At 61.6% G+C, this 14,463-nt stretch carries 12 protein-coding genes; 4 read left to right on the top strand and 8 right to left on the bottom strand.

The window, feature by feature from the left end; translation table 11 throughout:
• Positions 1–30 precede the first annotated feature (30 nt).
• Positions 31–861 (top strand): MBL fold metallo-hydrolase, encoded by an 831-nt coding sequence (locus ATC00_RS21120; protein ID WP_064254263.1) that lies wholly within the window; start codon positions 31–33, stop codon positions 859–861.
• On the opposite strand, the gene ATC00_RS21115 is transcribed toward ATC00_RS21120, so the two are convergent.
• From ATC00_RS21115 to ATC00_RS21100, 4 genes are all read right to left on the bottom strand, one after another.
• The gene (locus tag ATC00_RS21115) at positions 848–1,618 is read right to left on the bottom strand and encodes a polysaccharide deacetylase family protein (protein ID WP_064254262.1); all 771 of its coding nucleotides are present in this window, start codon (positions 1,616–1,618) and stop codon (positions 848–850) included. The two genes, ATC00_RS21120 and ATC00_RS21115, sit on opposite strands and share 14 nt — an antisense overlap.
• Positions 1,615–2,712: a glycosyltransferase family 4 protein gene (locus ATC00_RS21110; RefSeq protein WP_064254261.1), complete on the bottom strand. Its 1,098-nt coding sequence runs from the start codon at positions 2,710–2,712 to the stop codon at positions 1,615–1,617. Before ATC00_RS21110 ends, ATC00_RS21115 begins: the two co-directional genes overlap by 4 nt.
• A 74-nt stretch (positions 2,713–2,786) precedes the next feature.
• Positions 2,787–4,892 carry a mechanosensitive ion channel family protein gene (locus ATC00_RS21105; protein WP_064254260.1) on the bottom strand — a complete coding sequence of 702 codons (2,106 nt, stop codon included), beginning with the start codon at positions 4,890–4,892 and terminating at the stop codon, positions 2,787–2,789.
• Between the two features lie 203 nt (positions 4,893–5,095).
• Positions 5,096–6,274, bottom strand: a complete 1,179-nt coding sequence (locus ATC00_RS21100) for a glycosyltransferase family 4 protein (RefSeq protein WP_064254259.1) — start codon at positions 6,272–6,274, stop codon at positions 5,096–5,098.
• 318 nt (positions 6,275–6,592) lie between these two features.
• Here ATC00_RS21100 and ATC00_RS21095 point away from each other — a divergent pair, with 318 nt between their 5' ends.
• Entirely contained in the window at positions 6,593–7,828 is a 1,236-nt protein-coding gene (locus ATC00_RS21095; RefSeq protein ID WP_234782390.1) for a hypothetical protein, read from the top strand.
• A 46-nt stretch (positions 7,829–7,874) separates the two neighbouring features.
• Here the strand turns inward: ATC00_RS21095 and ATC00_RS21090 are convergent, their stop codons facing one another.
• The 4 genes from ATC00_RS21090 to ATC00_RS21075 all read right to left on the bottom strand — a co-directional run bounded on the left by ATC00_RS21090 (position 7,875) and on the right by ATC00_RS21075 (position 11,854).
• Entirely contained in the window at positions 7,875–9,062 is a 1,188-nt protein-coding gene (locus tag ATC00_RS21090; RefSeq protein WP_064254258.1) for a DegT/DnrJ/EryC1/StrS aminotransferase family protein, read from the bottom strand.
• Positions 9,063–9,153: 91 nt separating this feature from the next.
• Complete coding sequence (locus ATC00_RS21085; RefSeq protein WP_064254257.1) at positions 9,154–9,840, bottom strand: PIG-L deacetylase family protein; 687 nt, start codon at positions 9,838–9,840, stop codon at positions 9,154–9,156.
• A gap of 126 nt (positions 9,841–9,966) precedes the next feature.
• Complete coding sequence (locus ATC00_RS21080) at positions 9,967–10,641, bottom strand: sugar transferase (RefSeq protein ID WP_064254256.1); 675 nt, start codon at positions 10,639–10,641, stop codon at positions 9,967–9,969.
• 55 nt (positions 10,642–10,696) lie between these two features.
• Positions 10,697–11,854 (bottom strand): polysaccharide biosynthesis/export family protein, encoded by a 1,158-nt coding sequence (locus ATC00_RS21075; RefSeq protein WP_234782392.1) that lies wholly within the window; start codon positions 11,852–11,854, stop codon positions 10,697–10,699.
• 393 nt (positions 11,855–12,247) lie between these two features.
• On the opposite strand from ATC00_RS21075, the gene ATC00_RS21070 reads away from it, so the two are divergent.
• Together ATC00_RS21070 and ATC00_RS21065 are read left to right on the top strand one after the other, a co-directional pair.
• Complete coding sequence (locus tag ATC00_RS21070) at positions 12,248–13,576, top strand: lipopolysaccharide biosynthesis protein (RefSeq protein ID WP_082912471.1); 1,329 nt, start codon at positions 12,248–12,250, stop codon at positions 13,574–13,576.
• Between the two features lie 45 nt (positions 13,577–13,621).
• The gene (locus tag ATC00_RS21065) at positions 13,622–14,458 is read left to right on the top strand and encodes a sulfotransferase family protein (RefSeq protein WP_064254254.1); all 837 of its coding nucleotides are present in this window, start codon (positions 13,622–13,624) and stop codon (positions 14,456–14,458) included.
• Positions 14,459–14,463 lie beyond the last annotated feature (5 nt).

Genomic DNA, 14,463 nt, shown 5'->3' with positions numbered 1-14,463 from the left:
CCGCGGCGGGTAGGATGAAATCGAAACGGAATGCAGGACGACACCTTTCGAGTGAAGTTTTGGGGCGTCAGGGGCAGTTTGCCGGTGTCCGGCGAGCAGTTCCTGCGCTATGGAGGCAACACGCCCTGCATCGAAATTCGTTGCGGTGCCGAGGTGCTGATCTTCGATGCCGGCTCGGGATTGCGCGAGGCCGGCCTGTCGCTGATGTCCGAGGGCGTCTCCGAATTCGACGTCTTCTTCACGCACACCCATTACGATCACATTATCGGGCTCCCCTATTTCAAGCCTATCTACCGCTGCAGCTCGGCGGTGCGTTTCTGGTCCGGGCATCTCAACGGTGCAATGTCTACGGCGGAGATGATCAGCGACTTCATGCGGCCACCGTGGTTTCCGGTGGGCCCGGGCATCTGTCAGGCGAGCCTCGATACGGTCGATTTCCGTCCGGGCGATACGCTTTCGCCGCGCAAGGACGTTTCGATCCGCACGATGAGCCTCGTCCATCCGGGCGGCTGTATCGGCTACAGGGTCGACTGGGGCGGCCGCGCCGTCGCGCTCATCTATGACACCGAGCACGAGCCGGGCATACTCGATCCCGCCCTCCTCGATTTCATCGCCGGCGCCGATCTGCTGGTTTACGACTGTACCTATCTCGAGTCGGAAATGGCCGCCTTTCGCGGCTACGGCCACTCGACCGGGATACACGGTTCGCGCTTGGCGATGGCCGCCGGCATTCCACGGCTTGCCATGTTCCACCATGACCCGTCGCGCACCGACGCCGCGCTCGCCGCAATGGAACAGGAAGTCCAGGCATTCTTCGCGGGCGCCTTCGCGGCCCGCGATCACCAGGTCATCGACCTATGAGATCGGACACCTTCCGCCAGCAACTGGCCGGATGAGTGACGGTGACCTCGAACAGCTTCGACAGAAACGCCCAGACATTCTCGTCATGGACGAGGTGATGCGTCAAAATACCGACCGAGCCTCCGCCGTTCACCACCTGCTCCAGCCTCGCGAGAATGTCTCGAACGATCTGCGCATGATCGCGGCAGCCGCGCGTTCCGCGCCAGTCGATGACATCCACGTGGGTATTGATGATCTGTAGGCCGGGCCGCAGAAGAGTGGCGGCCTTGCCGCTTCTCTCCGGACCGAAGACGGACAGCGCCCCGAATCCGATGGCGCCCAGGCCCGATATGACTTCCGCATCGATCCGGTTCCATGGCGGGACGAGCAGCGGCACGAAGAAGGCGGGAAAAAGGGCCTCGAGGCGCGCATATCCGGCGCGCAATTCGTCGGAGACCGTGCCGCCCGGTCGATGGCTGCCGAGTTCCTGGCGCTTCTCGCCTGCGAGCGCATGGTTCTCGTGTGACCAGCCATGGACCGCGACGCTGACGTCCCGGCGGCCGGCGAGGCAGCGCTCGAGGCGCTCGTCGGTATGTGCCGGAATCACCGCCAGGGTCAGCGGGACCGAAAACCGTTCCGTCAGATCCAGCAAACGGTGGAGCGCCGCGGTCGGTTCGACCGCATCGTCGTCGCGCAACCAGAAATCGGCGCTCTGACCGGTCTCCTGCATCTGGTCGAGCCTGTCTATCAGCGCCTGCCAGATGGCTTCAGTCTTCATCCTGCCCTCCTGACAAACGCGCCGAAAATCGTCTCCAGACGCTGAGCAGCGGCCGTGAGCGAGCGCTCCTCGAGCACGAAACGGCGCGCCCTGCTGCCGAACTCCGCGCGCATGGCAGCGTTACCGAGCAAGCGTCGGATGGCTTCGGCGAAATGCGCGATGTCGCTCGCCGCGGTTAGCAGCCCGGTCTCCTCATTTCTGACGACCTCAGGGACGCCGGCGGTCGCCTGCGCCACAACCGGCAGGCCGGCCGCCTGCGCCTCCAGATAGGAAAGCCCGTAAGCCTCGCCGCATCCCGGCCAGACATAGAGGTCGCTCGCAAAGAGCAGGTCTGCCACCGCTTCCGGCGCATTTTCGCCGACCCAGGCGAGCCGCTCCGCCGGCAATGCTGCGAACGCCTGCTGCACCTCCGCGCGCGCCGGGCCGTCGCCGACGACGGTCAGCGTCCAGGGTATGTCGACGACCAGTTGGAGCGCGGCCGCGAGCATCCTGTAGCTGTCCATCTTGTCGCCGGGGCGCATCATGGCGACCGCGATCAGGCGGGCCGCGCCCTGCATCTTCCGCGGCGTTCCCTCAAATCGCGCTGCGTCGATGAAGGGAGGCAGCATGGCATATCGCCCCTCCGGTATCGCCTCTTCGAGCCCTTTGCGGTCGCGCGCGGTAAAACAGATGTTCACCGCCGCCTGTCTTGCGCCGGCTGCGATCGCCTCCTGGGCAAGCTTCCGCGCCCCCTCATTGCGACGCGAAGAATAGGAGCTTTCGGCCGTCACATAGGGAATGGAAAATCCGCCGGCCAGAGCAGGCCCGATAAGATCAGGGGACTTGTAATAAGGATGGTAGCAGAACCATGCGTCCGGCGGGCCCCCGCTCGCCCACTTCCGGCGAAGCCGGGCGATTTCCGCCTCCGCTTGCTTGCTCAGATCCAGATAGGCCGCATCCGATGCTTCGCGTGAATAGGCGCGCAGTTGCGACGAGATCTCGACCTCATGTCCGCACAGCCTGAGTGCCTCGATTAGCATGCGCGCCATCTGCCTGTCGCCAGAGGGGACAGGATGATCCGGGGACTTCAGCGGCGCGTAGAAGGCGATCCTCATGCGCCGCGAGCTATCCCGTCTTCTCCTCCTGATGTCAACACGGACCGGCAGGCCGCGGCGCCCCCTGCCCCGATCTACTCGGCCGCGGCCTCCCCTCCTTGCTGCGCGGCCAGAGCCGCCTTTTTCTTCTCGATGGCATCCCGGGTCGCCGCGGCGGCGGCGGTCGCTTGCCCCTCGTCACCGGCGACCTGAACGGTCGGCGAGGCAAAATTGATTCCGTTGGCGTCAAACGCCTCCTTGATCATCGCCTGAGCCCGGCGCCTGATCTGGGTCTGGTGACCTGGCTTGGTCGTCATGGCGAAGCTCAGGGTGATACCGTAGTCGCCAAACTGCTCGACGCCCTTCATCTTGACGGTCTCGATGATCAGCGGCCCGAGTTCCTCATCCTCGAGGAGCGCAGCACCTATGCCCTTCACGACCTTCTTCACCTTGGCCACGTCGGCATCGTAGGAGACGTTGATCATGAACTTGTCGATGACCCAGTCGCGGCTCATGTTCTGGACGGCGCCGAGCGAGCCGAAAGGCACGGTGAACACGGGCCCCCGGTGATGGCGCAGCTTGACGGAGCGGATGCTGAAGGATTCGACCGTTCCCATATAGCTGCCACTCTGGATGTATTCGCCGACCCGGAAGGCGTCGTCCATCATGTAGAAGATGCCGCTGATGATGTCCTTGACGAGCGTCTGCGAGCCGAAGCCGATCGCGACGCCGAAGACGCCGGCGCCGGCGATCAGCGGGCCGATTTCGACGCCGAGGCCGGAGAGCACCATCATGCCGGCGACGACGGCAATGAAGGCCGCGAGAAAATTGCGCAGGATCGGCAGCAGCGTGCGCAGCCTCATGCCGCGGGCAAGCTGAACCGGGTCGGCGACGTCGACACTCGCCCGTTTGACGTGCAGGTTGATGAACTCCTTCGTCAGTTGCCAGATCAGATCTGCGGCGAGCAGGATGACGATCCCGGAAAGTACGCCCCGGAAGACGCGGTTGAAGACGTCGTCCTGCATCATCGCGCTGCCGTTGAAGCGGAAGACGATGGCGAGCCAGGCGGCCGCAAGCGCGATGATGGCGAACCGCGCCCCGCGGTCGATCAGCACATTGCGCATCACCCGGACATTGTCAGCCGCCTCTGCAACCAGCATCGTCCGCGTCGCGGCACTGACGAAACGCAGCAGTGGCGGCAGACCGAGGACATAGACGCCGAGCCAGAACAGAACCTTCATGCCGGCAACCCAGACGACCCACAGCAGGATGAGGAAAGCAACGAGCAGCGCGTTGCGCAGGATACGCCGCCCGCCCGTCAGTTCCTGGGCCGGCCGGCGGAGCACCGTGTCGACGCCGATGCCGAGCACGACGAGGCCAAGGCCGGCGCCGGTGAGATCCCGGACGTCGGGGGGGAACGAAAGCGCCTGCATCATGTCCATGACTGCCCACAGGACCGCTACGGCACAGACCATGACGACGAAGCGCTTGTACCAGAACCTTGTCACGTCGGCGGCGGGCGACACGCCTGCCTCCTCCGCATTCTCATCTGCCGGCTTCGCCATGGCCGCAGCGACGGCAATCAGCAGGCGCGCTACGATCCAGGCGATCAGGAGCGGTGCGACCGCCGCCTCCAGCTGCCTCGGCCAATCGGCGAGGACGAAGGCGGCGATCGCCGCGACCGCAAAGACGACGAGGGGCGCAATGCGAACAAAGGCCGCAAGGCCTGGCCCAGACTGTCCTGCGCTTCGGTTTGCACTCCGCCGCAGCAAATAGCGCAGAAGAAATTCGGCGCCGTAGCCGACCAACAGCACGAAGCCGAAGCCGCGCAGGATCGGCATTGTTCCTTGGTCCATGTCTGCCGTTATGCGCTGTCTTGCCGCCATCCATTCGGGAACCAGCCGCGGGGCGGCTTCACGCATGCCGCCAAGATGTCTCCTGATTTGCGCAACCCATTGCGAAGCAACGCCGCTCGGCGGCGTGGCGGCCGCAGACGGGGGCGTGGTCTGCTTGGCGGAAAGCCATTGCCGCACCTCGGGATCGTCCAGCAGCTCGATCAACTGCTGGACCTTGGCCGGCGGCGCCGTCGCCGCGGCCTCCTGCGCAGCCAGAGAAGAGCGGGAACCCAAACCCAGTTGCAGAACGAAGACGAACAGGGCCAGGACTGCGCCTTGCCCAACAAGCCTGAACATCGAACTCATGGAAACGCCCCCCTCACCGCACGGGATAATCGCGCAACGCAAATTGTATCAAATATTTGCGGCATGCGTCAGGCCGGAAACCCAGCCGCTCAGACAGGCAGTGCAACGGCGCTCGGCCGAAAAGGCGCTCGGGATCGCTGCAGCCACAGCGAGAGCCCGGCTTCCGGTCACCTTGCCATGGGCGCAGGCCGACAAAGCGCGGATTAGCCTGCATTATCAGAGATCTGCGAACCCCTCTTCGAATCCTGCTTTAACACGCATGCGGCCAGCATATCCCATTCGGCGAGGACCTGCTCGGGCCTGTACCTTTGGGCGCTCGCCGCAGCCCTTTTTCCCAGTCGTTCCCGGAGGTTACGATCGGAAAGCATCCTGTCGAGGGCCTTCGCAAGCGCTTCGACATCCTCCTTCGGCACAAGTATGCCGTCGCTCTCATGCGTTATCATGACCCGTGGACCCCACTCGCATTCAAAGGAAACGACAGGCAAGCCGGCAGCCATGGCTTCCAGCAGGACAATTCCCCATCCCTCGTAACGGGAGGAGAGGACGAACGCATCCGCGGTTTCAATCCAAAGCCCGGGCCGTTCGGTGATCCCGGGCATGTCAACACGCTTCTGCAGTCCGAGCGTGTCGCGCAAGGTCTCGAGATTACGCCGTTCATCGCCCTCCCCCCAAATGACCAGGCGCCATTCGGGATGAGTGTCGGCAATCCTGGCGAAGGCTTCGAGCAGGAGGTCGAAGCCTTTCTGCCGGGTCAATCGGCCGACCGCTGCCAGGATGTTCTTGCCGCGCCGGTTCTGCCAATCCCGCGGTAGGTCGACCGGATTGGCGATGACCCAGCCCTTTCGGCGAATGTTCGATGGAAAAAAATCCAACGCGCCTTGGGTCATCGTCACCAGGCCGAATGCCCGAGGATATAGGCTTGCCTGAAGCCGCCTCCAAAACGGCCCGAAGGGCTGTGAAGCCGGGTTGTTGCGCTCGGAGACGATGACCGGAACCGTAGAGCCGATCATCGCCAGCAGCGTCAGGACATTCGTTCGCGTCAGAAAACTTAAGACGAAATCCGGGCGAGTGCGCCGAATGGCAGACCGCAAGCGTCCCAATCGCTGCAGCACCAGGAGGGACGACCGCAGCTTCGATGCTTTGCGGGGCGGTACGCCCAGGCGGACGACGTCAATCTCGGGATCAAACTCGTAGTAGGGCTGCGCATCCGGCCGTTCCAGGGTGATGAGTGTCACCGCGCACCCGACGCTTTTCCAATGGTTGGCAACGAGATTGACGATGTGCTCGGTACCCCCCGCGCCCAAGGCCGGCACGACGATCGTTATCCTTGCCCCGGCGATCTGCGGCAGTGCGAGTTCTCCAGAATCTGAACCTTTGTCCATCCCGAATTACCCTCCCCATGCTGAGGTTTCTACTGGCCGCGTCACTAAACACATGGTAGAAATTACGGGAACAAGACTTTGCAGTATAGAAGCACTTGTATTTCTAGACAGTACGCAAATGCATTCCTTGGGGCACAACAAGTTTCGTTCCCTCGCAGAGCAACTGTGAATTGCAGAAGGGGCGCTAATACTAACCGCTTCGTCTAGCTTTCCAAAACCGCAGCCATCCGGCCGTAGCCGGATCACGGTAGACAGCGAGCCGGATCGCTATGCGAGCGCGATCTCGTCTGATCGTTGCGAAGAGGCGGGAGGGGGCACTTGAAAAACCTGATCGCACTCCTGGTTTCGGTGATCCTGGCGTTCGGAGCCGGAGAAGCCATGCTGCGCATGTTTACGCCGTTTCCGATCGGCACGCAGTCGCATCGCAATATCGACGCGAAGTACGGCTATCGCCTCGATCCCGCTCTTGGCGACGTTGACGAGCAGGGCTTCCGGAACCTGGCTGGCGCGTATCATGGCTTTCAGGTCGCGGCGGTCGGCGATTCGATGACATACGGCAACAACGTCGAAAGTGCCAATGCATGGCCGGCGGTCTTCGAGGCAATCACAGGTGAACGCACCTACAACTTCGGAATCGGCAGCTACGGCATATACACCTATCACGCGATCGTGGTCGATGCACTGGCTGCCGGCGCCAAGGGGGCTATTGTCGCCGTTTACCCTGCCAACGACTTCGCGATCGTATTTTCCGCTTGCGATATCATGGACGCACGGTCCGACTTCTGGCTTGCAGAGCAGAAGCGACTTCAGCTGCAAGCCCTTATCGGTCAGTCCGCAGGTCATTCGCAATGCACCAAGGCCCGATCGGCAAGCCTCAAGACGAAGCTCTTCGAGAATGTCGCGATTTTGAGCGCCTATCATTACGCGATCAGGGATCGGGCAAAGAGCTTGTACGCGCGCTTTTTCGCTGCCAGCGATCAGGAATTATCCGAATACTATCGCTTTCCGGACGGATGTCCGCCAGTGTCGAAGCGCTATGTCGACGAAGATGCTCGGATGGCCGATCTGAGCTCGCCCGAGGTCGCAGCAATGCTGGCGGATTTTGAGCGCTTTGCGACCGATTGGGCTGATCGAGGGCGCGGCCGGGTCGGACTTTTGGTGCTTCCGACAAAAGAGCGGGTGATCTACGAATATCTGCGCCGTCGTGACCAGCTCGCAACCGCCGAACCTGGCTTCATCGCCAGCGTTGAAACGCAGATTGCGCTCGAGGAAAAAATCCGGCAGATCGCCGACCGGCTCGATCTGCCGCATCGCAGCGCCGCTGCTGCAACTGCCGACGCTTTGCAGGAAGCTATCCTGGCCGGGCAACGCTTTTACCCTGACAGCGACGGCCATCCGTTCGAAACCGGGTATAAAGCTTTCGCAAGAACCGCATCGGCGCTGTGGGATGAAATGAAGGCGGCGGCTTCCGAGAGACGCGCCATTAGCTGCGACGGCGTTTGCCCGAGCACGATGCTGCAAAAAGACGGATCCGACGTGGATCAACATAGGTAGCAGGACCAAGGGTTTGTTGCCCGTTCCTCAATTCGTTCCTGCGGAACTATGATGTCCGACGGCGCGCTTCTGCCGTCGAGCTGGCGCATGCCATGACCTCGCGGAGAACCTGTGCAGCCCTCCCGACGGCAGCCGTGTCGAGAGCCGGATCGACGAGGAATGCGAGGCTTGTTTCTCCGAGCTCCCGCGCGCTCGGTAATCGCTTAACTGGACCCATGTTCAAGTCCGCAAATGCCTTCTCGAGGTAAATCTCCGGGCAGCTGCCGCTGAAGCAAGCGACCCCGGCACTATTGATTTCCGCGACGATCCGGTCCCTGCTCCATCCCGGCATCAGTAGCTCCGGCTTCAAGAACGTGTAGAACCTATACCAGGCATGTTGGACGCCTCGGGGAGGAAGGGGCGTCCGCAGAGCGTCTATCTCAGTGGCCGCCTTGGCGAGGATGGCAGCATTCTGCGCCCTGATGCTGCGCCATTGCTCGAGGCGCCGCAATTGACGCGATCCCAATACCGCCTGGAGAGATGTCATACGCCAGTTTGTCCCGATCGACTCGTGCAGCCAACGAAACCCGGGCGGGTGCGTTCTGTTGTAGACGGCGTCGAAGGACTTGCCGTGGTCCTTACGGCTCCACGCCTTCTTCCACAGTTCGTCATCGTTCATCGCCACGAGGCCGCCCTCGCCTCCGGTCGTGATTATCTTGTCCTGGCAGAAGGAGAAGACTGCAATGTCGGCGAAACTGCCGACCGGGCGACCGTCTATTTCGGCGCCGTGCGCCTGGGCGCAGTCCTCGATGACCCACAGCCCGTTTTCGCGGGCGAATTCCATGATCGCCGGCATGTCGCAGGGCCAGCCGGCAAGATGGACGGCGATAATGCCCTTGGTCTTCGGCGCCAGTTTCTCGCTCACGGTCTCTACCGTGATGTTCTGGCTGTCCCGGTCGACATCGGCAAAAACCGCTACCCCGTCCGCCATCGGCACCGAAGAGGCCGAGGCGATGAAGCTGCGCGGCGTAACGATCACCTCGTCGCCGGGCTGAAGCCCAAGCGCAAAGAGCGCGAGGTCCAGCGCAACGGTTCCGTTCGCCAGGGCCACCGCGTGCTTCACGCCAAGAAAGCGCTCATAGTGCGCCTCGAAGTTGCGGACATGCGGTCCCGTCCAGGCATTCACCTCGCCCGATCGAAGGACCGAGACGACGTCCTCGATTTGCTCCTCGTCGTAGATAGGCCAGCGCCCCATGTTTCCCTCCCGCTCCTTTCACCGCCTCCGGCCAGGGCCGAAAGAGTGCATCGAATGTCGACGGGCAATGCCGCGGCCGGTGGTCCGCGGTTCAAACGACGTGTCGAACCAGAACGAAGGCTTCGGCCGCAGCACACATCACCGTCGATCCACGCAAGGTGGCGAGCGCGCGCAGGGCCGCGATGGAGCGCTCGTGCGGTGGTTCGCGCAATTGCGATGCGAAGAGCTGCATTGCCTTGACCTTCGCCTCGACATGCTCGCTGATGTCGACGAAAAAATTCGGCAGAAAGCCCGGCGATAAGTACGGAGCGTTCCAGTTCGTTTCCGAAAGCGTTTCGTAGGCGAGGATCAGCTTCGGAAACCCAGCCTGGTGCGGTCGACAGGCAACCAGCGCCGAGGTGAAGGTCAGCTGATGATCCATGTGCATGTCGCCCACAAAGGGAACGAGCACTGTTTGCGGGCGGAGACGGCGAACAAGGTCAAGCAGTGCGCCGTTGACGGAGGCGTGCGCGGTTTCCGCGAGCTGTGCAGCAGGCAAGCGCAGCCAAAGGGTTTCACGCACGCCCAAGGCCCGGTGTGCCTCCGTCGCCTCGGCCTGCGTCCTGGCGATGATTGCGGCGTCGAAAGTCGGCGGCTTTCCCTCGGTTACAATCGCGACGAAAACCTCCTCGCCCTTCGAAGCCAGCTTCGCGATTGTCCCGCCGGCGCCCAGCACCTCATCGTCAGGATGCGGCGCGACGACCAATGTCCGTCCGAAAGAGAAATGCGAACCGTCCATTGAACCTCCAAGAGACCCTGCCGCCATCCACGCGCATCCGCCTGGCGACTAGGTTTGCGTGAGGCGCCCTCTGCCAGGGGCCGACCCTCGCCTCCTCACCGAACCTCCTGTCCCGCCGCTGTCACATCATTGTCCGTGGCTGCGGCCCGCACGAATGACATGCAGGAAATCCTTGGCGGCTTTTACATGCATATCGTTGACACGCTCGCCGAAGACGATTGTCTTCAGTGTCAACAGGAGAATTCGCAGATCGAGCCAAAGACTGGCATGCGCGACATACCAGAGGTCAAGTGCGATCTTCTCCTCGTCCGACAGCAGCGTATTACCATTCACCTGCGCCCAGCCCGTCATGCCGGGAGCGACAAGTGAGCGCAGGCGGCCAAGGTCGCCGAAGCTCGCGACCGTCGCCAATGGAAGCGGGCGGGGGCCGACGATCGACATGTCGCCTGCCAACACCGCAAGCAGTTGCGGCAGCTCGTCGCAGCGAAGCCTGCGCAGTAGCGCGGTCGCAACCGTCTGTCGCATTTGGTCCGGCAACAATGCGCCGTCCGGTCCGCGCGCGTTCGTCATCGTTCGAAACTTGGTAACCGTGATGACTCGCAGGTCCGCACCGGCGCGCGTCTGGGTGAAGAGCAACGGCAAACCGAGGCTCGCCCAAACTGCCATCACCGTTACCACCATCAGCGGTAGACAGAGGATGACAAGCAAGCCGCCAAGCGCACACTCAACTATGCGCTTGAGACGGTATGATCCCGAGGAGGCAGGCAGAGCGAAAACTGCATGCTCTCGACTGGGCTTCACTTCAATGTCCCTTGGCGCGTGGAGCACGGTTTCCAATATCACTTGGCAGCGAACGCTACATTCCGGCGATACTCACGACGACGACATCGCCCGGCAGCAATTCTGTGACGAGGGACGCCTGCAGGCTGGTCGGCTTGCCGCCAACCGCGCTTCGACGGACCTCATAAGCATAGGAGATCTGATTTTTCTTCGATTCATCCCGGGCCACCGCGGCCAGGAGGAGTATCTGCTCTTCAGCCGAGCGTTGCTCCGCTATCAGTTTCTTGATGGCAATCTCACGCTCCTGGAGCTGGGTCAGGATATCCTTCTTCCTGTCTGCTGCGAGCTTTGCCAGTTGCAGTTTCAGCTCACTCATTTCCTGGCGCGTCCGCGCAAGGGTTGCGAAGGTTTCCAGGAGCTGCGCCTTTTCCGTTGCCGCGCTGTTCTCCGCACGAGAGAGCTCGCTCTCCGTGTTCAGACCACGTTGACGGAGCGCGCCGACCCGCGCCACATCGTCGACGCTGTTGCTCACGATATCCTTCTGCTGCTGCACCAGCTCGTTCAGGATCTCTATCCCACCCTCGGCCTGGGCAATTCCTTCCGTCAGAATTTGCGCTTGCGATCGATAGGCGGCGAGATCCTCCTTCAGGATCTTCTCCTCAAGTTCGATGACGCCGTCGACAGGCAACTCCTCGACATGCGTGCGGGCGACTTCCGGGACGTCTTTCAGGTCGACCTTCTCGCTGGATTTCAACTGCGCGGCAAGTCTCGCCGCATAGACGGCCTCGTGAACGATTTCGGCTTTTGCGGCCTCTATCTCTGCACGCAGGCGGGCGCGTACGATGAGCCGGTCGGACGCGTTCGCGGTGACGACCTGCATACCGCCCGCGAGGCCGATCGCCTGCTCTACCGTCAGGCCGCTGTAGAAGGGGAACGATCCGGGGCTCCTGACTTCGCCGAGGACGAAAATCGGCCGGAAGGTCGAAATATTGAGAGACAGCTTTGGATCGACGAGGATGTCGCGTCTCCGATACTCGCTGCGAAGCTTTTCAATCGCCTCCGTAATCGTAAGACCCACGATGTTGACCCCACCGATAAGCGGAAACTGTGCTTCGCCGTTACCGGAAACGGTCGCCGTTATGGGAAGCTCGGCGTCGTCGAGGAAGTCGAAGGTCAGAACATCCCCTGCGTTGAGCCGATAGTCACTGGCAGACGCACGCGGCGTCGGGCCCATCAAGAGTCCGGCTGCCAGCAGCACGATTGCCAAAATATACGTGCCCCAAACCCTTAGGGACGAGCTCGTGGCCGATAGCGGAGGTAACGTCCCCATCGCAACCGCCTCCAAAAGCAACAAAGAAAAGGCTATCAAAATATCTGGCGCGACTATATTCTCCCTCATACTGTCCCGTCAAAGGATTTTAGTTGTTTTTTGCGCCGGTGACCGGCAAGGCGACTTGGCCGGACGCTCAAACTCGATTGCGCCGAGGGGGCCGTGCGGGTGTTCCTGCCCTGCGGAGTCAGGCTCACTCCTGATAGATTTATGCGTGCATCACATCGGCCCTGCGCCACGGGCGAAGGGCGGCGCCTTTTTTGATCAGGCGGCCTCGCTGGAGGCGGGAGGTCTCGTTTGGCGATACGAGAAGAGCTGGCCGGATATTTCAACCGCCTTCACAAGATGCTCGCTCGGGAAAAAGGCCTGAAGGGTCGCCTGGGAAATATAAGGCACCTCCTTACCGGGAATGCGCTTACCTCCCTGCTGGGGCTTGTTGGATTCGCCTTGACAGCCAGGGCGCTTGGTCCGTCAGAGTATGGCATCCTGGCGCTTTGCTTCACCTACACGAGCGCCATAGAGCGGCTCGTGAACTTCCAGTCCTGGCAGCCACTGATCAAGTTCGGCGCAGAATCGAAGAGCGCGGAAACACTTACTTCGTTGTTCAAATTCGGCCTTCTGCTTGACGTTTGCGCGGCCGCGACCGGTTGCGTGATTGCCGTGGCGCTCGTGTGGGCCTTCGGTCCCTCGCTCGGGATCTCCTCCGAGATGTCCGGACTCGTCACCCTCTTTTGCGCCATTCTGCCGTTTCGCATCTCCGGCATGCCGTTGGCCGTGCTGCGCCTGTTCGGGAAGTTTCGATCAATCGCCTATGGTCAAGTCGCTGCCAGTATTTTCCGCGCCGGATTGTGCGCAACCGGCTTTGCCTTCGGCGGCGGCTTGCAGGAATTCGTCCTGATATGGATGGCGGCCCAGATCTTTGGCTCGCTGTCTGTTGTCTTCCTTTCGTTTGCGGAGTTGCGAAGACAGGGGATGTTGGCGAGCATGCTTCGGGCTCCCGTTCGCGGTATCACCGCTCATTTTCCAGGCCTCTGGAAATTTGCGATCTCGACGAACCTGTCATTGACCCTGCGCTCGAGCGCCAACCAGCTCGACACGCTTCTCGTCGGTTACCTGGCCGACCCGACTGCGGCGGGCCTTTATCACATTGCCAAGCGCATTGGCCGAATGACGCTGCAAATCGGAGATCATGTGCAGGCCGTGCTATACCCCGATCTAGCTCGGGCCTGGGCCGCAAGCGCGATTGAAGCGTTTCATCGGGCCGCCTCACAGATGCGAGCGCTTCTTCTCGGCTTCGGAATATTGCTGGTCGGCGCCGTATATTTGACGATCGATCCGGTGCTACAACTGGCCGTCGGTCCGGAATTCGAGGCGGCGGGCCCTTTGGTCGTCGTTCAGTCCATCGCGGCGGCTATGACGTTGTATGGTACAGTCACACGCTCAGCGCTTCTGGCCATGGGGCGGGAGGACCGGGTTCTAACGAGCGTGCTCGTCGCGACAATCGCGTTTCATGGCACCGCCTTGGCGCTGATCCCGCGGATCGGCCCAATGGGCGCCAATTTGGCCCACATCGTCATGGCCGTCATCTGGCTTTGGATGATGGCGGTCGCGTATCGGCAGACATAGGCGAGATGGCAGAACGCTTCTCCCGGCACCTGACGGAGGGAATCCATGAAGCTGCACGATATCGATTTCCTGATTATCGGCGCGACCAAGAGCGCCACGACGTGGCTGCAGCAATCGCTGCAACAGCACCCGTACATCTACATGCCGGCTCCCGAGCTGCATTATTTCAGTCGTTACTATGACCGCGGAGACGAATGGTATCTCTCGAACTTCGAAGGGCAGAAGGATCGACGTCTCGTCGGCGAAAAGTCCAATTCCTATCTGGATACAGAGGGCGCAGCCGAGCGGATAAGCCAGAAGCTTCCCGAGGCGATGCTGATCGCCCAGCTGCGCAATCCCATCGAGCGCGCCTACTCGGACTACTGCATGCTGTACCGCAGGGGCGAAGTCGGCGGCGATATCGCCAAATATCTTGATCCACGCATGGGTGCCGGCGGGCGTTTCCTGAACGGCGGCCTCTACTTTCAGCAATTGCGCGCCTATTTTGATCGGTTTCCGGCCGAGCAGATCCTTGTCGTTCTTTACGAGGACATGAGAATTGATGCGTCCGCACAGCTCGATCGGGTTCGAAAGTTCATGCGGATGACCGACGATCTGCCGCTCCAGCCTCTGGAGAAGAAGGTCAAGGACAAGGCGGAGCCGATGATCAACCCGACTTTGCGCCGTCTGCTGCGCCCGTTGAAGCCGATCGTCGCTCCTTTCAGGAACAATGCGGGCTTCAAGCGACTGCGGTCAATCGCCGCTTCCGAAGTGGAGTATGCGCCGTTGACCCGAGAACTCAGGGAACGCATGGGCGATTTCTACGCCACGGAGATAGAAAAGCTCGGCGCCATCGTCGGTCGGGATCTAAATGGGTGGCTGAAGAATGGGAGCGTTCAGTAGTTCAG

The sequence above is a fragment of the Sinorhizobium americanum genome (genome assembly GCF_001651855.1).
Taxonomy (GTDB): Bacteria; Pseudomonadota; Alphaproteobacteria; order Rhizobiales; family Rhizobiaceae; genus Sinorhizobium; species Sinorhizobium americanum.
The sequence above is the reverse complement of the archived record's forward strand: the minus strand, read 5'-3'. Positions and strand labels throughout refer to the sequence as shown.

Excerpts from the sequence above, each read along its gene's own strand:
- ATC00_RS21120 (WP_064254263.1), top strand. The coding sequence starts at position 31 with ATGCAGGACGACACCTTTCGAGTGAAGTTTTGGGGCGTCAGGGGCAGT.
- ATC00_RS21115 (WP_064254262.1), bottom strand. The coding sequence starts at position 1,618 with ATGAAGACTGAAGCCATCTGGCAGGCGCTGATAGACAGGCTCGACCAG.
- ATC00_RS21110 (WP_064254261.1), bottom strand. The coding sequence starts at position 2,712 with ATGAGGATCGCCTTCTACGCGCCGCTGAAGTCCCCGGATCATCCTGTC.
- ATC00_RS21105 (WP_064254260.1), bottom strand. The coding sequence starts at position 4,892 with ATGAGTTCGATGTTCAGGCTTGTTGGGCAAGGCGCAGTCCTGGCCCTG.
- ATC00_RS21100 (WP_064254259.1), bottom strand. The coding sequence starts at position 6,274 with ATGGACAAAGGTTCAGATTCTGGAGAACTCGCACTGCCGCAGATCGCC.
- ATC00_RS21090 (WP_064254258.1), bottom strand. The coding sequence starts at position 9,062 with ATGGGGCGCTGGCCTATCTACGACGAGGAGCAAATCGAGGACGTCGTC.
- ATC00_RS21085 (WP_064254257.1), bottom strand. The coding sequence starts at position 9,840 with ATGGACGGTTCGCATTTCTCTTTCGGACGGACATTGGTCGTCGCGCCG.
- ATC00_RS21075 (WP_234782392.1), bottom strand. The coding sequence starts at position 11,854 with ATGGGCCCGACGCCGCGTGCGTCTGCCAGTGACTATCGGCTCAACGCA.
- ATC00_RS21065 (WP_064254254.1), top strand. The coding sequence starts at position 13,622 with ATGAAGCTGCACGATATCGATTTCCTGATTATCGGCGCGACCAAGAGC.